Source organism: Paraburkholderia sp. GAS348 (assembly GCF_050434205.1).
GTDB lineage: Bacteria > Pseudomonadota > Gammaproteobacteria > Burkholderiales > Burkholderiaceae > Paraburkholderia.
The window spans coordinates 196,702-216,943 of record NZ_JBNPVT010000007.1 but is presented as its reverse complement, the minus strand read 5'-3'; the positions used below and the strand labels follow the sequence as shown (position 1 = coordinate 216,943).

Genomic DNA, 20,242 nt, shown 5'->3' with positions numbered 1-20,242 from the left:
AACCGACATGCAACCTCACATCAATCTGCCCGCCCCGTACATGCCGCACGCGGGTCTGATCGCGGCGTTCGAGGTCTGTCCACTGATCGCGATCATGCGCGGTGTGACACCCGCGGATGCCGCCGAGCACGGTCTGGCGCTGTACGAGGCCGGCTTTCGCATCGTCGAAGTGCCGTTGAATTCGCCGCAGCCGTTCGACAGCATCGCGGCGATCCGCAAGGTGTTGCCGGCCGATGCGATCGTCGGTGCGGGCACGGTGCTGCATGCGAGCTTTGTCGACGACGTGAAGTCGGCGGGTGGCGAATTGATCGTGATGCCGCATAGCGACCCGGAGGTCGTCGGCGCCGCGAAAGCACAAGGCATGGCCTGCGTACCGGGCGTGGCGACGCCGAACGAAGCCTTCATCGCGCTGAAAAACGGCGCGGATGTGCTGAAGATGTTCCCTGCGGAACAACTCGGCTGCCAGGTTGTGAAGGCGTGGCGCGCGGTGATCGCGGCGGAAGTGCCGCTGGTGCCGGTCGGTGGGATCACGCAGGACAACATGGGACCGTTTCTGAGTGTCGGCGCGAACGGTTTCGGCCTCGGCTCGGCGCTGTACAAGCCGGGGCAGAGCGTGGCGGCGACGGCCTCGCATGCGAAGGCGTTCATCAACGGGTTGCGCATCGCCCGAGCAGGCGCGAAGAAATGAAACGGCTCGCCGGCAAAGTCGCGTTGATCACCGGTGCCGGGCGCGGCATCGGTGCGGCGATCGCGTTCGCCTTTGCGCGCGAGGGCGCGGCGGTCGTACTCGCGGAGCTGGATATCGAAACGGCCGAGCGCACCGCGCGCGAAATTCGGGCCGCGCTCGGTGCCAGTGCAGATGAAGGTGCAGGTGCAGGTGCAGATGCCGGTGCAGGTGCAGGTGCAGGTGCCGGTGCAGGTGCAGGTGCAGGTGCCAGTGCCAGTGCCAGTGCAGGTGCAGGTGCAGATGACGCGCGTGCACCGCACGGATCCAGCGGAGCAAAAGTGCTCGCGGTGCAAACCGATGTGACGCAGTCAGCTTCGGTTCAGCACGCGGTGAGCGAGGCGGAACACGCGTTCGGCGCGCTCGATGTGCTGGTCAACAACGCCGGCATCAACGTGTTCTGCGACCCGCTGACGATGACCGACGACGACTGGCGCCGTTGCTTCGCGGTCGATCTCGACGGCGTATGGAACGGGTGTCGCGCGGTGTTGCCGGGCATGATCGAACGCGGGGCGGGCAGCATTGTGAATATCGCGTCGACGCATGCATTCAAGATCATCCCGGGATGTTTTCCATACCCGGTGGCGAAGCACGGCGTGCTCGGATTGACGCGTGCGCTCGGCATCGAATACGCGCCGCGCAACGTGCGGGTCAACGCGATCGCGCCAGGATACATCGAAACGCAATTGACGCACGACTGGTGGAACGAACAAGCCGATCCGGCCGCAGCGAAACAGGCGACGCTCGATCTGCAACCGATGAAGCGCATCGGCCGCCCGGAAGAAGTGGCGATGACGGCGGTGTTTCTCGCCTCGGATGAAGCACCGTTCATCAACGCCACCTGCATCACCGTGGATGGCGGCCGCTCGGCGCTGTATCACGACTGAACGTAGTTGTCGGCCAGTGGATCGGGCCCGTAACGCAAGGCGCTACGGCAAGGAATTAGCGGCGGCGTCCAGCTACGGTTGAGCAGCACGCAACAGGAAGCAGGACCGGCAGCAAGAACGAGCAATAACTGGTAGTCAGGTTTCGCCGGACGACGCGCTGGCCGCGTGTGTCACAACCGGTACAAGAAGACGCGGCCGACACCTTCTCGTATCAATTAGTCAGGAGACACGCATCATGAATCGAAGAATTTTCCTCACGCTGGCAGCAGCGGCGGCGGGTGTGCTCTTCAACGCACCGGTGGCGCAAGCCGCGGATCCGGTCAAGATCGGCTTTCTCGTGAAGCAGCCGGAAGAGCCATGGTTCCAGGACGAATGGAAGTTCGCGGAAATCGCCGCCAAGGAGAAGGGCTTCACGCTGGTCAAGATCGGCGCGCCCTCGGGCGAGAAGGTGATGAGCGCCATCGACAACCTGTCGGCTCAGAAAGCGCAAGGTTTTGTGATCTGCACGCCTGACGTCAAGCTCGGACCGGGCATCGTCGCCAAAGCCAAGGCCGACGGCCTGAAGATGATGACGGTCGACGACCGCCTCGTCGACGGCGCGGGCAAGCCGATCGCATCGGTGCCGCATATGGGCATCTCGGCCTATAACATCGGCAAGCAAGTGGGCGACGGCCTGGCTGCGGAAATCAAGAAGCGCGGCTGGGACATGAAGGACGTCGGCGCGATCGACGTGACCTACAACCAGTTGCCCACCGCGGTTGACCGCACCACCGGTGCAACCGACGCGCTCGTCGCCGCCGGTTTCCCGAAGGCGAACATCGTCGCCGCGCCGCAAGCGAAGACGGACACGGAAAACGCCTTCAATGCCGCCAACATTGCGCTCACCAAGAACCCGAATTTCAAGCACTGGGTCGCTTACGGTCTGAACGACGAAGCCGTGCTCGGTGCGGTGCGCGCAGCGGAAGGCCGCGGCTTCAAGGCGGACAACATGATCGGTATTGGCATCGGTGGTTCGGACTCGGCATTGAACGAGTTCAAGAAGCCGTCGCCGACCGGCTTCTACGGCACGGTCATCATCAGCCCGAAGCGTCACGGAGAAGAAACCTCGACGCTGATGTACGACTGGATCACGCAAGGCAAGGAACCGCCGATGCTCACGCTGACGACCGGCATGCTGGCCACGCGCGACAACGTGGGTGAAGTGCGCGAGAAGATGGGCCTCGCATCGAAATAAGCCGCTGTTTTGCCGCGGTGCAGTGAAATGAACGGCCGGTGCGTCATTGTCCATGGAGTGGACGCACCGGCAGCAGCAATATCGGAGTAGCGCGCTAAAGCGCTAACTCCGGTCGATAACTTTGTATGGGACGGGAGTAAGTGCTTTGCATGGGATCGGAGTAGCGCGCTAAAGCGCGAACTCCGATCGACAGCTAAAGCGCTAACTCCCGTCGACACGGGAGGCGAAGTGTCAGCGACGCTACGTTTTGACAATATCGGCAAAGTCTTTCCAGGCGTGCGCGCGCTCGACGGTGTGTCCTTCGACGTCAACGTCGGCCAGGTGCATGGCCTGATGGGCGAAAACGGCGCAGGGAAATCGACCCTGCTGAAGATTCTCGGCGGTGAATATCAGCCCGACTCCGGCCGCGTGATGATCGACGGCAACGAGGTGCGCTTTGCGAGCGCGGCGGCGTCGATCGCGGCGGGGATCGCGGTGATTCACCAGGAACTGCAATACGTGCCCGATCTGACGGTCGCGGAAAACCTGCTGCTCGGCCAGTTGCCGAATTCACTCGGCTGGGTCAACAAGCGCGAAGCCAAGCGCTTCGTGCGTGAACGCCTCGAAGCGATGGGCGTGGCGCTCGATCCCAACGCGAAGCTGCGCAAACTCTCGATCGCGCAACGGCAGATGGTCGAAATCTGCAAGGCGTTGCTGCGCAACGCGCGCGTGATCGCACTGGATGAACCGACCAGCTCGCTGTCGCATCGCGAGACCGAAGTGCTGTTCAAGCTGGTGCGCGATCTGCGTGCCGACAACCGCGCGATGATCTATATCTCGCACCGCATGGACGAGATTTACGAGTTGTGCGACGCCTGCACGATCTTCCGCGACGGCCGCAAGATCGCCTCGCATCCGACGCTCGGAGGCGTGTCGCGCGACACCATCGTGAGCGAGATGGTTGGACGTGAAATCGCCGATATCTACAACTATTCAGCGCGTCCGTTGGGCGACGTGCGCTTCGCGGCGAAAGCGATCGAAGGCCATGCGCTCGCTCAGCCGGCCAGCTTCGAAGTGCGCCGTGGCGAGATCGTCGGCTTCTTCGGTCTGGTGGGCGCAGGACGTAGCGAACTGATGCACCTCGTGTACGGCGCCGATCACAAGAAGGGCGGCGAAATCGTGCTCGATGGCAAGCCGATCAAGGTGCGCAGTGCGGGTGAGGCGATCAGGCACGGCATCGTGCTGTGCCCGGAAGACCGCAAGGAAGAAGGCATCGTCGCAATGGCGACCGTGTCGGAGAACATCAATATCAGTTGCCGCCGTCACTATCTGCGCGCGGGGATGTTCCTCGACCGCAAGAAGGAAGCGGAAACCGCCGACCGCTTTATCAAGCTGCTGAAGATCAAGACGCCGAGCCGCCGGCAGAAGATTCGCTTTCTGTCGGGCGGCAATCAACAGAAGGCAATTTTGTCGCGCTGGCTGGCCGAGCCTGACCTGAAGGTGGTGATTCTCGACGAGCCGACGCGCGGGATCGACGTCGGCGCGAAGCACGAGATCTATAACGTGATTTATCAGCTTGCCGAACGCGGCTGCGCGATCGTGATGATTTCGTCTGAATTGCCGGAAGTGCTCGGCGTGTCCGACCGGATCGTCGTGATGCGTCAGGGCCGGATTTCCGGCGAACTGTCACGCAAGGACGCAACGGAACAAACGGTGTTGAGCCTCGCGTTGCCGCAAAGCTCGACCGCACTGCCGGGAGCCGGAACCGCAGCCACCGGGCAAGCGGCCTGAACATTATCTGGACGAAAGTCCGGCAACCCGTGGGGAACGGGAGGAGTCTTCAAAATGCAAGCCAGAGAAAACCTCGCGCAACAAGCCGCCAAAGGCGCGGCCGAAGCGCTGATCCCGCAGTCGAACGACAAGGCGAAATGGTGGCAGCAGATCACCGAGTACAGCCTGATTCTGATCTTCATCGTGATGTTCATCACGATGTCGCTGACGGTCGATCACTTCTTCTCGATCGAGAACATGCTCGGTCTCGCGCTGTCGATCTCGCAGATCGGCATGGTCGCGTGCACGATGATGTTCTGTCTGGCCTCGCGCGATTTCGATTTGTCGGTGGGTTCGACGGTCGCGTTCGCGGGGGTGCTGTGCGCGATGGTGTTGAACGCGACCGGTAACACGTTCATCGCGATCGTCGCCGCGGTGGCGGCAGGCGCCGTAATCGGATTCGTCAACGGCGCGGTGATCGCGTATCTGCGCATCAACGCGCTGATCACGACGCTCGCGACGATGGAAATCGTTCGCGGTCTCGGCTTTATCGTGTCGCACGGGCAGGCCGTGGGCGTGTCGTCGGATACGTTTATCGCGCTGGGCGGCTTGAGCTTCTTCGGCGTGTCGCTGCCGATCTGGGTCACGCTGCTGTGCTTCGTCGTGTTCGGCGTGATGCTCAATCAGACCGTGTACGGCCGCAATACGCTGGCAATCGGCGGTAATCCGGAAGCTTCGCGTCTTGCCGGTATCAATGTCGAACGCACGCGCGTTTATATCTTCCTGATTCAGGGCGCCGTCACTGCGCTGGCCGGTGTGATTCTGGCTTCGCGGATTACGTCGGGTCAGCCGAATGCGGCGGAAGGCTTCGAGCTGAACGTGATTTCGGCTTGCGTGTTGGGCGGCGTGTCGCTGCTCGGCGGCCGCGCGACGATCTCCGGTGTCGTGATCGGCGTGCTGATCATGGGTACGGTCGAGAACGTGATGAACCTGATGAACATCGACGCGTTCTATCAGTACCTCGTGCGTGGCGCGATTCTGCTCGCCGCTGTGCTGCTCGATCAGTTGAAGAACCGCGGATCGCGGGACTAATCCCGCGGCTCGATCCGCGACTTATTCACTTTGCTCTAGAAGGAATCGAACGATGTCGTCTCCGGCCAATGCAAACGACCGTCTCGCGGACAACGCGTTTGCCCGCTATCCGAGTCTTGTCGACCGAACCGTGCTCATTACGGGCGGCGCGACCGGTATCGGCGCATCGTTCGTCGAGCATTTCGCGGCGCAGGGTGCGCGCGTCGCGTTCTTCGATATCGATGCGACCGCGGGTGAAGCGCTTGCCGACGAACTCGGCGATTCGAAACACAAGCCGCTGTTTTTGCCGTGCGATCTGACCGACATCGACGCGCTGCAGAAAGCGATCGCCGACGTGAAGGCTGCGCTCGGCCCGATTGAGGTGCTGCTGAACAACGCGGCGAACGACAAGCGCCACACGATTGGTGAAGTGACGAGCGAGTTTTTCGACGCAGGCATCGCGGTGAATATTCGTCATCAGTTCTTCGCGGCGCAAGCGGTGATGGAAGACATGAAAGCGGCCAACAGCGGCTCGATCATCAACCTCGGCTCGATCAGCTGGATGCTGAAGAACGGCGGCTATCCGGTGTACGTGATGTCGAAATCGGCAGTGCAGGGTTTGACGCGTGGCCTCGCGCGCGACCTCGGTCACTTCAACATTCGCGTCAACACGCTGGTGCCGGGTTGGGTGATGACCGAAAAACAGAAGCGTTTGTGGCTCGACGACGCGGGCCGCCGCTCGATCAAGGAAGGCCAGTGCATCGACGCTGAACTGCTACCTGCCGATCTTGCCCGCATGGCGCTGTTCCTCGCCGCCGACGACAGCAGGATGATCACCGCGCAGGACATCGTTGTCGACGGAGGCTGGGCGTGAATACCCCCAGTACGTCGGCGGTTGCGCTCGGCGAGACAAGCGGCGGCGAGCTCGCGTGCATCACGCTTGCCAACGCGCATTTGCGCCTCGACGTCGCGCCGACGCTCGGCGGTGGCGTCACCCGTTTCGACTGGCGCAACGACGGTGCGCTCACGCCGATTTTCCGGCGCTGCCGCCACGTCGCGGCCGATACTCAGCCGAACCAGCTGGCCTGCTATCCGTTGCTGCCGTATTCGAACCGCATCGGCGGCGGTCATTTCAACGTGGCGGGGCGGCGTGTCGAGGTGCCGCAAAATCGCGCCGACGAACCCTTGCCGATTCATGGCGACGGTTGGCTCTCTGCCTGGCAGGTCGCGGAGGCGGACCGTGAGAATGTCCGTCTGACGCTCGATCGCCATGACGGCAAACCCTATGCGTTCCGCGCGACGCAAACCTATGCGCTGGACGGTCCCACGCTCGTCATCACGCTGGAAATCGAGAATGCCGGCCGTGAGGTGTTGCCTTTCGGGCTTGGCGTGCATCCCTTTTTCGTGCGTGATGCGGACACCGAACTGTCGGCGGCGGCCGGCGGCCTGTGGCTCTCAGGCGGCGACTGGCTGCCGGTGCGTCACGTGCCGGCACCGCCCGCGTGGCAATTCGGCGTGGCGTATCCGCTGCCGGAAGCCATCGTCAATCACGCATTCACGGGCTGGAGCGGGCAAGCGGCGGTGGTGTGGCCGAAGCGGCGCCTGTCGCTGAATATCGCCGCCGACACCGACTACTACGTGCTGTATACGCCGCCGGGCGAAGACTTCTTCTGCTTCGAGCCGGTCGATCATCCGATCAACGCGATGAATCTGGCGGGCGGCGCGTGCGAGAACGGCATGACGATGCTGAAACGCGGCGAGTGCCTGACGCGCATGTTCCGCTTCAGCGTCGAGCGTACCGGTTTGCGCTCGATGCCGGGTGCGCGTGGGTCGCGGCGGCAGTAGCCGGCGAGCCGGGCGGAGCGGCACGGCGCACCCGTCACGCCCCGGCCCAAGCCGGTATGACGCCTGGCCGCGGGCTGCGGCACAGGACGGGTAAAATACGCGCCTCTTCCGTTATCGGCTCGCCGCGAGCTCACCATGTCCAATTTCATCCAGACACTCAACGACGCCTGGCAGCGCACGAACTCGCTGCTGTGCGTCGGCCTCGATCCCGAGCCCAGCAAATTCCCGGGCGCGCTCGCGGGCCGTCCCGAAGCGATTTTCGACTTCTGCCGCACCATCGTCGATGCGACCGCGCCGTACGCGTCGTCGTTCAAGCCGCAGATCGCGTACTTCGCCGCTCATCGCGCGGAAGACCAACTCGAGCAGCTGATCGCGCATATCCATGCGAACCATCCGGGCTTGCCGGTGATTCTGGACGCGAAGCGCGGCGACATCGGCAGCACCGCCGAGCAGTACGCGCGCGAGGCGTTCGAGCGCTATCAGGCCGATGCGGTGACGGTGAATCCGTATATGGGTTTCGACTCGATCGAGCCGTACCTGGCGCACGCGGGCAAGGGCGTGATTGTGTTGTGCCGGACTTCGAACGCGGGCGGCTCGGATCTGCAGTTTCTGGAGACGGGCGGGCGTCCGCTGTATCAGGTCGTTGCACAACTGGCGGCGGACAAGTGGAACGCGAGCGGCCAATTGGGTCTCGTGGTCGGCGCGACCTTCCCGAAAGAGATCGAAGCGGTGCGTGGCATCGTCGGCGACATGCCGCTGCTGATTCCGGGTATCGGCGCGCAAGGCGGCGATGTTCAGGCGACGGTCAACTCTGGCCGTACGGCGAACGGCACGGGCATGCTGATCAACTCGTCGCGGGCGATTATTTACGCCGGCAAGGACGATGATTTCGCTGAAGCCGCAGCGAAAGCCGCGATGGAAACGCGTGACCGGATCAATGCATTCCGGTGATGGAGGGGGGCCGTTTTGAACGACGGCCTGTGAATCGGTTTCTGCTTTTGTTCCGGCTGGTCAAACGTTGCCTGAATCTTTGCCTCTGTCGAGGCCGGTCAGGCAAACGGTCCCAGCCGCTCAATCAACGCCGCATGCTGTGGATGTTGCGCCTTCAGCGCATGCATATCCGCCAGCTCGAATTCGCTGAATTCAAACCCCGGCGCCACCGTGCAGCCCACCAGCGCGAACGCAGCCGGGTCCGCGCATTCCGCGGCAAACCACAGACCTGCGGGCACCACCGCCTGAAACACTGCGTCCGAATGCGTCAGCGCATTGCCCAACTTGTGCGTAGTCAGCGAACCCGCTTCGTCGAGCACGTGGACGTTCAACGGCTCGCCGGCATAGAAATGCCAGACTTCGTCGGACTTGATCCGATGCCACGCCGAATGCGCGCCGTCGCAGAGCAGGTAGTAAATCGCAGTGGACGCCGAGCGCGTCTGCGTTGAACCGTCATCGCGGCGGACGGCCTCCGCCGACCGATACGTCTCGCTGAAAAATCCGCCTTCCGGATGCGGCTTCAGATCGAGGCGACGGATCAGCTCGTCTTTGGCTGAGTGTGGCGTAGACGTGTCGGGCATCGTGGGCGGCACTTCAGGTTTTGAACCGCAAGTTAACCGAACGTTAATGTTCGCGCTCGTCGAGCAGGGCCAGCATGCCGCGCAACGCGTGTGCGGCGGCCTGCACGCGGATCTTCTCGCGGTCGCCCTTGAAGACCTTGGTTTCTACCGACGTATGCAACCGATTGCTCCAGCCGAACGACACCATGCCGACCGGCTTGGTTTCAGTGCCCCCGCCCGGGCCGGCGATGCCGGTAATCGACAGCGACACCTGCGCACGACTGTTGCGCAGTGCGCCCTCGGCCATCGCGCGCGCCACTTGCTCGCTAACGGCACCGTGCTTGTCGATCAGGTCGGCCGGCACGCCGATCATTTCGGACTTCGCCTGATTCGAATACGTAACGAAGCCGCGTTCGAACCAGCCGCTGCTGCCGGAAATATCGGTGATCGCGGTCGCTACCATGCCGCCTGTGCAGGATTCGGCGGTGACGAGCATCAGGCGCTCGTCGCGCAGACGGTTGCTCACGCGAATTGCGAGCTGGTGAACCACGGAATCGGTAGGCATGACGTCAATCCGGAAAACGAGGAACTGCTGCGGAGGCGGCCGGCTGCTGGCAGCGGTTGGCCCGCACCGGCGAACCGGCGACGGCTAAACCGACATGCGCCAGAGCGCAATCACGAGCAGTGTGAAAAACGCGGCGACCAGGTCATCGAACATGATGCCAAAGCCACCTTTCAGTCGGCGGTCGAAATAGCCGATCGGCGGCGGTTTTACCATGTCGAAGAAGCGGAACACGATGAACGCGGCAAACTGCCCGGTCAGCGTGACCGGCGTGACCATCAGCAGCACCAGCCAGAACGCGATGATTTCGTCCCAGACGACCGGCGACGGATCGTCGATGCCCAGTTTCTTCGCGGTAAAGCCGCAAATCGCAATGCCGCCGAAAAAGCCGGCGACGATCAGCACGCCCCACTCGACCACGGTCAGATAGCGGCTCAGGACGGCAAACGATGCCCATGCGAACAGCGTGCCGATCGTGCCCGGCGCAACCGGCGACAGGCCGCTGCCAAAACCCAGCGACAGAATATGCAGCGGGTGCGACAGCATGAAGCGCGCGGTGGCGCGGCGCGGCTGCGGATGGCCGATGAGGTCGTCGGCGGGGACCAGCGGGGGATCAGTCGGCATGGAAATGATCGAAGCCTTGCAACGTCAGAGTAAGGGGCGCGCCGGCGGCATTCTGCCAACCGATCGCCGGGCGGTCAGCCGCCGATTGAAGAGCGCTTATTGTACCGATGCGGGTGACCGGTATCGCGACCTCGCGGCCGGCTGCTTCGACCTTGGCGCGCGCCGCAGCTGGCGCGGTGAAGCACAACTCGTAGTCGTCGCCGCCGGTTAGCGTGCAACGTTGCTGGATCTCGGGTGGGAGGCGGCATAGCGCGGCTGAACGCGGTACGGCGTCGACGTCGACACTGGCGTGCACTTTCGAACGTTCCAGGATGTGCAGCAGGTCGCCGGCGAGCCCATCCGACAGATCGAGCGCTGCATGCGCGATGCCCCGCAACGCGAGACCAAGGGAGACGCGCGGTTCTGGACGTTCGAGGGCGCGACTAAATGTCGCAGTGTCGCTCGCATCGGCGGACCACTCGCCGCGCTGCACGCCTAGCCCTGCACGTGCGTCGCCGAGCGTGCCGGAAATCCAGATGTCATCGCCCGGTTGCGCGGCGTCGCGGCGCAGCGCAACTTGCGGCTGCACGCTGCCGAATACGGTGATGCACAGATTCAACGGCCCTCCGGTCGTGTCGCCGCCGATCAGATCGCAGCCGTAGCGCTCAGCCAGCGCGAAGAGGCCGTCGCTGAAGGCGGCGAGCCATGCCTCGTCGGCCTTCGGCAAGGAGAACGCCAGGGTGAACGCCTGCGGCCGCGCGCCCATCGCAGCCAGGTCCGACAGGTTCACCGCCAGCGCCTTGTGACCGAGTGCCTCGGGATCGATATCAGGAAAGAAGTGACGGCCTTCCACCAGCATGTCCGTCGATATCGCCAGCATTTCTCCGGGGCGCGGCGCGAGCAGGGCGCAGTCGTCGCCGATGCCAAGCTCGCCTTCAGCCGCAGGGGATGACGCAGCGGCTGCGCGGCGGGCGAAGAAGCGATCGATCAGCGAAAACTCGGAGAGCATGGTGGCAATGGGTGAACGGATAAGTGCAACGAAAAGCCGCTAACGGCGGGCATTGTACGGGGATGTTCGCGGGTAAACGCTCTATTCGCACTCAACCCCGATTCAACGAGTAGTTGGCCTGGAGCGTGCCACATCTGCCTTTCGCTATGTTTCAGTCGCGGCAGTTGTACCCGTATTGAAGGAATTGCGCCGGCAATTGGGGCTACAATGCCGTCGAACATCTATTCTAATCCGCCCTTCGAAGCCCGCCTTATGTCGACTCCCGTCAATAGCAAACTCCGCGAAGCCGCCCTCGATTATCACGAGTTCCCGACCCCCGGGAAGATCGCGATCGCCCCCACCAAGCAGATGATCAACCAGCGCGACCTCGCGCTGGCGTACTCGCCGGGCGTCGCGTTCGCGTGTGAGGAAATCGTCGAAAACCCGCTGAACGCCGCCCGTTTCACCGCGCGCAGCAACCTGGTCGGCGTCGTCACGAACGGCACCGCGGTGCTGGGTCTCGGCAACATCGGGCCGCTCGCCTCGAAGCCGGTCATGGAAGGCAAGGCCGTCCTGTTCAAGAAGTTCGCCGGCATCGACGTGTTCGATATCGAGCTGAACGAGTCCGATCCGCACAAGCTGGTCGAGGTGATCGCCGCGCTGGAGCCGACCTTCGGCGGTATCAACCTCGAAGACATCAAGGCGCCGGACTGCTTCATCGTCGAACGCGAATGCCGTAAGCGCATGAAGATTCCGGTTTTCCACGACGACCAGCATGGCACGGCCATCGTCGTCGCGGCGGCCATCACCAACGGTTTGAAGGTGGTCGGCAAGGACATCAAGAAGGTCAAGCTGGTGGCGTCCGGCGCGGGTGCGGCAGCGCTGGCGTGTCTGGATCTGCTGGTCGACATCGGCCTGCCGCTCGAAAACATCACCGTCACCGACCTGGCCGGCGTGGTCTACAAGGGCCGCGTCGAACTGATGGACCCGGACAAGGAACGCTTCGCACGCGAAACCGACGCTCGCACGCTCGCTGAGGCGATCGGCGGCGCGGACATTTTCCTTGGCCTGTCGGCCGGCGGCGTGCTGAAGCAGGACATGGTCAAGCAAATGGCTGACAAGCCGCTGATCCTGGCGCTGGCTAACCCGACTCCGGAAATCCTGCCGGAACTGGCGCTCGAAGTGCGTCCTGACGCCATACTCTGCACGGGCCGCACGGACTACCCGAACCAGGTGAACAACGTGCTGGTGTTCCCGTTCCTGTTCCGCGGCGCGCTGGATGCGGGCGCGACGACGGTGACGCGTGAAATGGAAATCGCCGCGGTCAATGCGATCGCCGAACTGGCCCGCCAGGAACAGAGCGATATCGTCGCGACCGCGTACGGCATCCAGGATCTCTCGTTTGGTCCGGCCTACCTGATTCCGAAGCCGTTCGACCCGCGACTGATCGTCAAGGTCGCGCCGGCAGTGGCGAAGGCCGCGATGGATTCGGGCGTTGCCGAGCGTCCGATCGAGGACATGGAAGCGTACGAACAGCATCTGCAGCAGTTCGTGTATCACAGCGGCACGACCATGAAGCCGATTTTCCAGCTGGCGCGTGGCGTCGAGCCGGAGAAGAAGCGCATTGTGTTCGCGGAAGGCGAAGAAGAGCGCGTGCTGCGCGCCATGCAGATCATCGTCGACGAAAAGCTCGCAAAGCCGATCCTGATCGGCCGTCCGGCGGTGATCGAACAGCGCATCGCGCGTTATGGCCTGCGTCTGGTCGCAGGGCAGGACTACACGGTCGTCAATACCGACCACGACGAGCGTTACCGCGCTTTCTGGCAGGAATATCACAAAATGATGTCCCGCAAGGGCATCACCGCGCAGATGGCGAAGCTCGAAATGCGCCGCCGCACCACGCTGATCGGCGCGATGATGGTGGAAAAGGGCGAGGCGGACGGCATGATCTGCGGCACGGTGTCCACCACGCATCGCCACCTGCACTTCATCGATCAGGTGATCGGCAAGAAGGAAGGCGCGAAGGTCTATGCGGCGATGAACGCGCTGGTGTTGCCGAATCGCCAGATTTTCCTGGTCGACACGCACGTGAATGTCGATCCGACGCCGGAACAGCTCGCTGAGATTACGATCATGGCAGCCGACGAAGTGCGCCGCTTCGGTATCGAACCAAAGGTCGCCCTGCTGTCGCATTCGAACTTCGGCTCGAGCAATGCGCCGACCGCGCAGAAAATGCGCGACACGCTGGCGATCCTGCGCGAGCGCGCGCCGGAGCTGCAAGTGGACGGCGAAATGCACGGCGACCTCGCGCTCGACGCGAATCTGCGCCGCGAGGTGCTGCCCGACTCGACACTCGAAGGCGACGCGAACCTGCTGGTGCTGCCGAACATCGACTCCGCCAACATTTCGTACAACCTGCTGAAGACCGCCGCGGGCAACAACATCGCGATTGGTCCGATGCTGCTCGGCGCGGCCAAACCGGTGCATGTGCTGACGGCTTCGGCCACGGTTCGCCGCATCGTCAACATGACGGCGCTGCTGGTGGCAGACGTGATCGCCGCCCGCTGATCCTTGATCCGGGACTGAAGCGTGGCGTTGTGACTAAAGCGCCATGTAAAAAAAAGGCGTGCCCGCAACGGGCACGCCTGCGGGTGAACAGGGGATAGCCACCCTAAAAAAGGCTGAATGAGACCATTCCGCCTTCGAGAGACCGCCGGAACCGCAAGGCTTTCACTACAGGGAATGGGCTGCGCAATGGGTGGCCCGTGGGTTTGGGCCCGCCAAATTTGCTTCGTTAGGTTAATTTTAGCTTACACGAGATAAATATTCTGTCAAAAGTCGTCAAAGCCTGTTCCGTGGCTCTTTCCCGCGCGATTGGAAGCTTTTGCCTGTCCGGTGAACGTTGATTCTGTGGGGTTTTAGCGATACCCTTACGACTTTCATGGTCGTCAAACTCGTGATCTAACAGCGGGGAACCTTGATTCATGGCACGCAAGTGGCAACGCATCAAAGGCGTGCTGATCGGTGCTTTGACGCTCTGCGCTTTGTCTGGCTCCGTGCCTGGCGCGTTTGCGCGCGACTACACGGCACCCGCCGATACACAAGCACAGGTGCAGGGCACCATCGCGGCGGCGCAGTTGCCGCGCGAAGCGGTCAATACGTTGAACTTGATTGCCGCGGGTGGGCCTTACCCGTATGAGAAGGACGGCATCGTATTCGGCAATCGCGAACGGTTGCTACCGCCGCATCGGCGCGGCTATTACCACGAATACACCGTCCCCACGCCTCGCTCACGAAACCGCGGGGCGCGTCGCATCGTCTGCGGAGGTCCGCTACAGCGGATCGACAACTGTTACTACTCGGACGACCATTACACCAGTTTTAATCGTATTGTTGAATGACATCGGGATGAACGGCATGAGCGACAACGTCTACGCGCACGACACCGGAGTCGCGACGGATCTTTTCGCGGCTGGCGAGGGCAATTTGTTCCAGCGCGTCATGCGGATGCGCGCCGGCGACCAGGACCGGGATAACCAGAGCGAAGCTGGCACTGTGCTTTCTTCGAACGAGGAGCCCATGAGTCTTTTCAAGACCGTACGACCGAACATCGTACAGTCGATCCGCGCGTTTCGCGTGCAGGATCTAGCTGACGAGGCCCATCAACTCGGCCAGCATTTTCTGTATGCGTACTGTGCGAATGCGCAGTCCAAACAGGAAGTGCTGGAAACCATTGCTACGTCGTTCCTGTTTCCGAAACATTTCGGCAAGAATTACGACGCGCTCTACGATTGCCTGACGGATCTGGTCCAAAAGGCAGGCGCGCAACCCGGGTTCGTGATTGTTCTCGAGCAACTGCCGGTCGCACAAAAGTTCGACAAGGAAGGGCGCGAGACGCTCCTGGACGTGTTCCGCGAAGCGTCCGAGTTCTGGGCCGAGCGCAAGGTCGCGTTCCGGGTGTTTTATTCGTTTGCGTAAGGCATGCCTGAAAGGTTGCCCGAGCGGTTTCCCCGAACCCACTGCCAGCCGTAGCAAAACAAAGAGAAAGGCCCGCCGATCGGCGGGCCTTTGCTTTTGGCTTACCAGCCGCCCCAGCGTGCTGCCAGCGCCGAAAGTACGGCGATGCCCGCGGTTTCAGTGCGCAACACACGCGGACCGAGACCGACTGCGGCAAATCCGTGATCGGTCGCAGCGGCTTCTTCCGCGGCCGAAAAGCCGCCTTCCGGGCCGACCAGCACGGTCACGCGCCCGAACGGCGGATTGGCGGGCAGCGCGGAAAAACTGATACTGGCGCGCGGCGACAGCAGAATGCGCATTTCGCCTTCTTCAGGCGTGCGAGGCAGCGCGCCGAGCCAGGTGGCGATCTCACGCACCGGCATCACTTCCGGCAGGCGATTGCGCCCGCATTGTTCGCACGACGCCCGCACGATGCCCTGCCAGTGCACATGACGCCGCTGCGCGCGGTCGCCGGAAAGGCGCACGACGCTGCGCGTGGTGGTCAGCGGCACGAAACACGAGGCTCCGAGTTCGACTGCCTTCTCGATGAGCCAGTCCATCTTGTCACCGCCGGCAATGCCCTGCGCGAGGGTGAGGTGGTACGGCGCTTCTACTTCGATATTGCGAAATTCGTGAATTCTCACCTTGGCTGAGCGGCGCTCGACCTCGACGAGTTCGGCGCTGTATTCGCCGCCTTCGCCGTTGAAAAGCACGATCGAATCGCCGGGCTGCAAACGCAGCACGAGGATGTGGCGCGTGACGTCATCGGGCAACTGCATGATGTCGTCGGGCTTGAGAGGCGTACCGACGAAGAAGCGAGGCATCAGAAAAATACTCATTGGTTCAGGAAAGGTGGCGAGCGAGCGCCCAACGGTAGCCGTCCAGATCTTCGACCTGGGCGAACCGGTCGCCCCAGAACTGATCCTGTGGCTCGCTCAGCGATTTTGCGCCGGCGGCTAGTGCCCGCGTGTAAACCGCGTCGACATCGTCGACATAGACATAGAACGATTGCGGCGCAATCGCGCCCGCGCTTTTGGGTGTTTTCGCCGCCGAGCCGAACGCGCCTTCCGGCGCGAACATCACGATCAGCTGGCCTTGATAGGTCATCTCGACATGCATGACGACACCGTCGTCCTGAACGCTATCGCGTACCTCGAAGCCGAATGCCGCTTCGAAGAACGCGGTCGCGGCACGTGCGTCGCGCACCGTCAGATAGGGGGTCAACCAGGGCACACCGGCTGGGCGGGGGGCGGTCATGGGGTTCTCCGGATCTATTGGGTTTGCGGGATGCATGCTGCGAGGCCAGGTGGTCGGTCGCGTATCGATGCACCGATAGCGCGCGCCGACCGAGCCGTGCATTTTGCCCACGCGTTAGCTTGATGGCTTTAAGAATTGACTTAGTTTATCGCGCACGGAGCGGGAAGCCGAGAACAGTCCGGCGTGCAGGGCTGGGTCGTAATGCTTCAGCGAGGCGATTCGGCGCGCGGCAAGGCGCTCAGCGAGTGTTTCGACGGCGAGGGCGGCGGGGTCGAGCGTGTCGCTGGCGGTCGCCATCATCCAGAGTGAGCCATAGAGCGGGATGAAGGTGTGCATCGTGCGCACGACGGCGAATGTGTCGCGCAGATCGTCGAGCAGGCCGGCGACGCGTTCAGCGTGGAAATACGGCGAGCCGAGATGCAGGGAGAGCACGGTGGCCGGACTCATGACGCGTTTGAGCTGCATGTAGAAGTCGGGTGTGTATAGGCCTGCGGCGGGCGAGTCAGGCGGCGTCAGGTCGAAGACGACCAGATCGAACTGCATAGTGGCCGTGGCCGCCGCCGAAGCCGCCGCCGAAGCCGCCGCCGCCGAAGCCGAAGCCGAAGCCGAAGCCGAAGCCGAAGCCGAAGCCGAAGCCGAAGCCGTCGTCGCCGCGTGTGCCTGTGCCACAGCCTGTCCTGCCGCGTGAGCCGAATCCGATGCCCTTGCGGTCTCCGCAGTTGCCAAGGCGGTCGTCGCATGGGCGGTCCCTGCTTGGGCAGCCCCCCCTTGGGCGGCCCCCGCGACATAATGCGCAGCGTCGCCGATCACCAGCTCGACGCGCGGATCGTCGAAAGCACCTCCCTGTACCTCGGGTAGATACTCGCGGGTCATGCGCACGACTTCGGCGTCGAGCTCCGCCACCACGATCCGCTCAATGCTGGGGTGCTTCAGCAATTGCCGCACGGCGCCGCCATCGCCGCCGCCCAGCACCAGCGCTGTTTTCGGCGAAGGATGCGCCAGAGCGGCGGGATGCACCATGCATTCGTGGTAGATGAACTCGTCACCGGTCGAGGTCATCGGGCGGCCATCGAGTGTGAATAGCTGGCCGAGCTGCGGCGTGTCCCACACCTCGATACGCTGGTAGGGCGAATCGACGCGCGCAAGCAGCCGCGCGTTCGGAAATCCGTAGACTGCGTCGGCGGTTGGTTGGAACAGCAGGGGAGCGCTCACGGATGGCGGGCTCCTTTCGGAGCGCGGTGGGTTGGTGTCGCTCAATTGTAAAGGCGCATGCGCGGCGTGACCCCCGTCCGCATGCAGCGCCGGCTCGAACTGGCGCGGCCACCCAAGAACCAGCGTGCGGCCACCCCAGAACCAGCTCGCAGCCAGCCAGGACCCAGCGCAGACCCAGCTAGGGCCCAGCCCGGACCCAGCCCGGACCCAGCCCGGACCCAGCCCGGACCCAACCCGGACCCAACCCGGACCCAACCCGGACCCAACCCGGACCCAACCCCGACCCGGCCACGAACCAGGCAGCGAGGCTGGCGTCCCCGCGAGGGGGCCGGTGAACGTTCTGTTAGAATGTCACGCTTTCAGCCTTGTCCGTTTGCTCTGCCCGCCTCGCGTCTCCCGGCGCCGCACCGTGCGCCGAAGTGGACTGGCATTCGAGCAGCCGGGCCTCAAGCGCGTACCGCTTTCTGACTCTGTCTCCGGACTCGACATGACGACCCCGTCTCCCGCACCCACTTCCCTGATGGCCAACGCAATCCGCGCGTTGTCCATGGACGCTGTTCAAAAAGCGAATTCCGGCCACCCCGGCATGCCGATGGGCATGGCCGAAATCGGCGTGGCGCTGTGGTCGCGCCATCTGCGCCACAATCCGAAGAACCCGCAGTGGGCCGATCGCGACCGTTTCATTCTGTCGAACGGCCACGGCTCGATGCTGCTGTATTCGCTGCTGCACCTGACCGGCTACGACCTGCCGATGGAAGAGCTGAAGAACTTCCGCCAGATGCATTCGAAGACGCCGGGCCATCCGGAATACGGCATCACGCCGGGCGTCGAAACGACCACCGGCCCGCTCGGCCAGGGGCTGGCAAACGCGGTCGGCATGGCGCTCGCCGAGTCGCTGCTCGCCACCGAATTCAACAAGCCTGACGCGACAATCGTCGACCACCACACGTACGTGTTCGTCGGCGACGGCTGCCTGATGGAAGGCATCTCGCACGAAGCCTGCTCGCTCGCGGGCGTGCTGAAGCTGAACAAGCTGATCGCGTTCTACGACGACAACGGCATCTCGATCGACGGCGAAGTGGTCCACTGGTTCCACGACGACACGCCGAAGCGCTTCGAAGCGTACGGCTGGAACGTGATCCCGAACGTGGTCGGCCATGACGTCGACGCGGTGGACGCCGCGATCAAGCAAGCCAAGCTGTCGGACAAGCCGACGCTGATCTGCTGCAAAACCGTGATCGGCGAAGGCGCGCCGACCAAGGCCGGCAGCCACGACTCGCACGGCGCGCCGCTCGGCGACAAGGAAATCGCAGCAACGCGTGAAGCGATCGGCTGGAAGTGGGAGCCGTTCGTGATTCCGCAGGAAGTCTACGCAGCATGGGACGCGAAGGAAGCCGGCGCGCGCATCGAGTCCGACTGGGACAAGGCGTTTGCAGCGTACGCAGCGAAATACCCGCAGGAAGCCGCGGAATTCAAGCGCCGCGACGCGAAGCAATTGCCCGCCGACTGGAAAGAAAAGGCCAAGGCCATCATCGCCGGTGCGAACGAACGCGCGGAAACCGTCGCGACACGTAAGGCTTCGCAACAAGCTATCGAAGGTTTGTCGGCCGTGTTGCCGGAACTGCTCGGCGGTTCCGCCGACCTGACCGGTTCGAACCTGACCAACTGGAAGGCCGCCAAGCCGGTGCGGGTGAACGCTGAAGGCAAGGCAGCCGGCAACTACGTGAACTACGGCGTGCGCGAGTTCGGCATGAGCGCTGCGATCAACGGCATCGCGCTGCATGGCGGCTTCAAGGCCTTCGGCGGCACGTTCCTGACGTTCTCCGACTACAGCCGCAACGCGCTGCGCGTCGCCGCGCTGATGAAGGCGCCGTCCATTTTCGTGTTCACGCACGACTCGATCGGTCTGGGCGAAGACGGCCCGACCCACCAGTCGATCGAGCACGTCGCGAGCCTGCGTCTGATTCCGAATCTGCAAGTGTGGCGCCCGGCCGATACGGTCGAAACGGCGGTGGCCTGGACCCACGCGGTCGAGCACCACGGCCCGTCGTGCCTGATCTTCAGCCGTCAGAACCTGCCGTTCTCGGAGCGTACCGACGCGCAGATCGCCAACATCGAGAAGGGTGGTTACGTGCTGCGCGACTGGAACGACGAGATCGTCGCGCGCAAGGTCATCCTGATCGCCACCGGTTCGGAAGTCGAACTGGCGTTGAACGCGGTCGAGCCGCTCGCTCGCGAAGGCATCGCGGCACGCGTCGTGTCGATGCCGTCGACCACCGTGTTCGACAAGCAGGACGCCGAATACCGTGAACGCGTGCTGCCGCATGGCGTGCGCCGCGTCGCGATCGAAGCGGGTGTCACGGATTTCTGGCGCAAGTACGTGGGTCTGGAAGGCGGCGTGGTCGGCATCGACACGTTCGGCGAATCGGCCCCGGCTGGCGTGCTGTTCAAGCATTTCGGCTTCACCGTCGAGCACGTGGTAGCGACGGCCAAAGCCGCCTTGGGCTGATCTGCATTCGCGGCTGCCGCGCGGACCCCACGCGCGGCAATCCCCGCAAATCAGA

At 63.2% G+C, this 20,242-nt stretch carries 19 protein-coding genes; 12 read left to right on the top strand and 7 right to left on the bottom strand.

The window, feature by feature from the left end:
• Nucleotides 1-7: 7 nt before the first annotated feature.
• The 8 genes from P3T22_RS15145 to pyrF all read left to right on the top strand — a co-directional run bounded on the left by P3T22_RS15145 (nucleotide 8) and on the right by pyrF (nucleotide 8,461).
• Nucleotides 8-688: a 2-dehydro-3-deoxy-6-phosphogalactonate aldolase gene (locus P3T22_RS15145; protein ID WP_429325357.1), complete on the top strand. Its 681-nt coding sequence runs from the start codon at nucleotides 8-10 to the stop codon at nucleotides 686-688.
• Entirely contained in the window at nucleotides 685-1,611 is a 927-nt protein-coding gene (locus P3T22_RS15140; protein ID WP_429325356.1) for an SDR family oxidoreductase, read from the top strand. The genes P3T22_RS15145 and P3T22_RS15140 overlap by 4 nt, the downstream gene beginning before the upstream one ends.
• Nucleotides 1,612-1,846: 235 nt before the next feature.
• Nucleotides 1,847-2,845, top strand: coding sequence for an arabinose ABC transporter substrate-binding protein (locus P3T22_RS15135; RefSeq protein ID WP_429325355.1), 999 nt, complete (start codon nucleotides 1,847-1,849; stop codon nucleotides 2,843-2,845).
• Nucleotides 2,846-3,073: 228 nt separating this feature from the next.
• Nucleotides 3,074-4,615: an L-arabinose ABC transporter ATP-binding protein AraG gene (gene araG / locus P3T22_RS15130; RefSeq protein WP_429325354.1), complete on the top strand. Its 1,542-nt coding sequence runs from the start codon at nucleotides 3,074-3,076 to the stop codon at nucleotides 4,613-4,615.
• A gap of 54 nt (nucleotides 4,616-4,669) precedes the next feature.
• Nucleotides 4,670-5,686: an L-arabinose ABC transporter permease AraH gene (araH, locus tag P3T22_RS15125; RefSeq protein ID WP_063497359.1), complete on the top strand. Its 1,017-nt coding sequence runs from the start codon at nucleotides 4,670-4,672 to the stop codon at nucleotides 5,684-5,686.
• A gap of 52 nt (nucleotides 5,687-5,738) precedes the next feature.
• Nucleotides 5,739-6,539: an SDR family NAD(P)-dependent oxidoreductase gene (locus P3T22_RS15120; RefSeq protein WP_429325353.1), complete on the top strand. Its 801-nt coding sequence runs from the start codon at nucleotides 5,739-5,741 to the stop codon at nucleotides 6,537-6,539.
• Nucleotides 6,536-7,510: an aldose 1-epimerase gene (locus tag P3T22_RS15115; protein WP_429325352.1), complete on the top strand. Its 975-nt coding sequence runs from the start codon at nucleotides 6,536-6,538 to the stop codon at nucleotides 7,508-7,510. Before P3T22_RS15120 ends, P3T22_RS15115 begins: the two co-directional genes overlap by 4 nt.
• A gap of 135 nt (nucleotides 7,511-7,645) precedes the next feature.
• Nucleotides 7,646-8,461: an orotidine-5'-phosphate decarboxylase gene (gene pyrF, locus P3T22_RS15110; RefSeq protein ID WP_063497356.1), complete on the top strand. Its 816-nt coding sequence runs from the start codon at nucleotides 7,646-7,648 to the stop codon at nucleotides 8,459-8,461.
• A 98-nt stretch (nucleotides 8,462-8,559) separates the two neighbouring features.
• On the opposite strand, the gene P3T22_RS15105 is transcribed toward pyrF, so the two are convergent.
• The 4 genes from P3T22_RS15105 to thiL form a co-directional block, all read right to left on the bottom strand.
• Nucleotides 8,560-9,081: a cupin domain-containing protein gene (locus P3T22_RS15105; protein ID WP_429325351.1), complete on the bottom strand. Its 522-nt coding sequence runs from the start codon at nucleotides 9,079-9,081 to the stop codon at nucleotides 8,560-8,562.
• 43 nt (nucleotides 9,082-9,124) lie between these two features.
• Nucleotides 9,125-9,625 (bottom strand): CinA family protein, encoded by a 501-nt coding sequence (locus tag P3T22_RS15100; RefSeq protein ID WP_063497355.1) that lies wholly within the window; start codon nucleotides 9,623-9,625, stop codon nucleotides 9,125-9,127.
• 84 nt (nucleotides 9,626-9,709) lie between these two features.
• Nucleotides 9,710-10,246, bottom strand: a complete 537-nt coding sequence (locus P3T22_RS15095) for a phosphatidylglycerophosphatase A family protein (protein ID WP_429325350.1) — start codon at nucleotides 10,244-10,246, stop codon at nucleotides 9,710-9,712.
• A complete protein-coding gene (thiL, locus tag P3T22_RS15090) occupies nucleotides 10,236-11,234 on the bottom strand; it encodes a thiamine-phosphate kinase (protein WP_063497354.1) in 999 nt (332 codons plus the stop codon). The genes P3T22_RS15095 and thiL overlap by 11 nt, the downstream gene beginning before the upstream one ends.
• A gap of 207 nt (nucleotides 11,235-11,441) precedes the next feature.
• On the opposite strand from thiL, the gene P3T22_RS15085 reads away from it, so the two are divergent.
• From P3T22_RS15085 to P3T22_RS15075, 3 genes are all read left to right on the top strand, one after another.
• Nucleotides 11,442-13,781 carry an NADP-dependent malic enzyme gene (locus P3T22_RS15085; RefSeq protein ID WP_429325349.1) on the top strand — a complete coding sequence of 780 codons (2,340 nt, stop codon included), beginning with the start codon at nucleotides 11,442-11,444 and terminating at the stop codon, nucleotides 13,779-13,781.
• 416 nt (nucleotides 13,782-14,197) lie between these two features.
• Nucleotides 14,198-14,614, top strand: a complete 417-nt coding sequence (locus P3T22_RS15080; protein WP_028196427.1) for a ribonuclease — start codon at nucleotides 14,198-14,200, stop codon at nucleotides 14,612-14,614.
• A gap of 7 nt (nucleotides 14,615-14,621) precedes the next feature.
• Complete coding sequence (locus P3T22_RS15075; RefSeq protein ID WP_181448381.1) at nucleotides 14,622-15,191, top strand: barstar family protein; 570 nt, start codon at nucleotides 14,622-14,624, stop codon at nucleotides 15,189-15,191.
• 101 nt (nucleotides 15,192-15,292) lie between these two features.
• Here P3T22_RS15075 and P3T22_RS15070 read toward each other — a convergent pair whose 3' ends face one another.
• The 3 genes from P3T22_RS15070 to speE all read right to left on the bottom strand — a co-directional run bounded on the left by P3T22_RS15070 (nucleotide 15,293) and on the right by speE (nucleotide 17,678).
• Nucleotides 15,293-16,033: a 16S rRNA (uracil(1498)-N(3))-methyltransferase gene (locus P3T22_RS15070; protein WP_063497352.1), complete on the bottom strand. Its 741-nt coding sequence runs from the start codon at nucleotides 16,031-16,033 to the stop codon at nucleotides 15,293-15,295.
• A 19-nt stretch (nucleotides 16,034-16,052) separates the two neighbouring features.
• The gene (locus tag P3T22_RS15065; protein WP_063497351.1) at nucleotides 16,053-16,466 is read right to left on the bottom strand and encodes a VOC family protein; all 414 of its coding nucleotides are present in this window, start codon (nucleotides 16,464-16,466) and stop codon (nucleotides 16,053-16,055) included.
• A 114-nt stretch (nucleotides 16,467-16,580) separates the two neighbouring features.
• A complete protein-coding gene (gene speE, locus P3T22_RS15060; protein ID WP_429325348.1) occupies nucleotides 16,581-17,678 on the bottom strand; it encodes a spermidine synthase in 1,098 nt (365 codons plus the stop codon).
• Between the two features lie 487 nt (nucleotides 17,679-18,165).
• Between speE and tkt the strand changes: the two genes are divergently transcribed.
• Entirely contained in the window at nucleotides 18,166-20,187 is a 2,022-nt protein-coding gene (gene tkt, locus P3T22_RS15055; RefSeq protein WP_063497350.1) for a transketolase, read from the top strand.
• The last annotated feature ends 55 nt before the right edge of the window (nucleotides 20,188-20,242 follow it).

Coding starts and splice junctions, on each gene's coding strand:
- P3T22_RS15065 (WP_063497351.1), bottom strand. CDS start 16,466: ATGACCGCCCCCCGCCCAGCCGGTGTGCCCTGGTTGACCCCCTATCTG.
- P3T22_RS15105 (WP_429325351.1), bottom strand. CDS start 9,081: ATGCCCGACACGTCTACGCCACACTCAGCCAAAGACGAGCTGATCCGT.
- P3T22_RS15085 (WP_429325349.1), top strand. CDS start 11,442: ATGCCGTCGAACATCTATTCTAATCCGCCCTTCGAAGCCCGCCTTATG.
- P3T22_RS15120 (WP_429325353.1), top strand. CDS start 5,739: ATGTCGTCTCCGGCCAATGCAAACGACCGTCTCGCGGACAACGCGTTT.
- P3T22_RS15135 (WP_429325355.1), top strand. CDS start 1,847: ATGAATCGAAGAATTTTCCTCACGCTGGCAGCAGCGGCGGCGGGTGTG.
- P3T22_RS15095 (WP_429325350.1), bottom strand. CDS start 10,246: ATGCCGACTGATCCCCCGCTGGTCCCCGCCGACGACCTCATCGGCCAT.
- araH (WP_063497359.1), top strand. CDS start 4,670: ATGCAAGCCAGAGAAAACCTCGCGCAACAAGCCGCCAAAGGCGCGGCC.
- P3T22_RS15080 (WP_028196427.1), top strand. CDS start 14,198: ATGGCACGCAAGTGGCAACGCATCAAAGGCGTGCTGATCGGTGCTTTG.
- P3T22_RS15140 (WP_429325356.1), top strand. CDS start 685: ATGAAACGGCTCGCCGGCAAAGTCGCGTTGATCACCGGTGCCGGGCGC.
- pyrF (WP_063497356.1), top strand. CDS start 7,646: ATGTCCAATTTCATCCAGACACTCAACGACGCCTGGCAGCGCACGAAC.
- P3T22_RS15075 (WP_181448381.1), top strand. CDS start 14,622: ATGAACGGCATGAGCGACAACGTCTACGCGCACGACACCGGAGTCGCG.
- thiL (WP_063497354.1), bottom strand. CDS start 11,234: ATGCTCTCCGAGTTTTCGCTGATCGATCGCTTCTTCGCCCGCCGCGCA.
- P3T22_RS15145 (WP_429325357.1), top strand. CDS start 8: ATGCAACCTCACATCAATCTGCCCGCCCCGTACATGCCGCACGCGGGT.
- tkt (WP_063497350.1), top strand. CDS start 18,166: ATGACGACCCCGTCTCCCGCACCCACTTCCCTGATGGCCAACGCAATC.
- P3T22_RS15070 (WP_063497352.1), bottom strand. CDS start 16,033: ATGCCTCGCTTCTTCGTCGGTACGCCTCTCAAGCCCGACGACATCATG.
- P3T22_RS15100 (WP_063497355.1), bottom strand. CDS start 9,625: ATGCCTACCGATTCCGTGGTTCACCAGCTCGCAATTCGCGTGAGCAAC.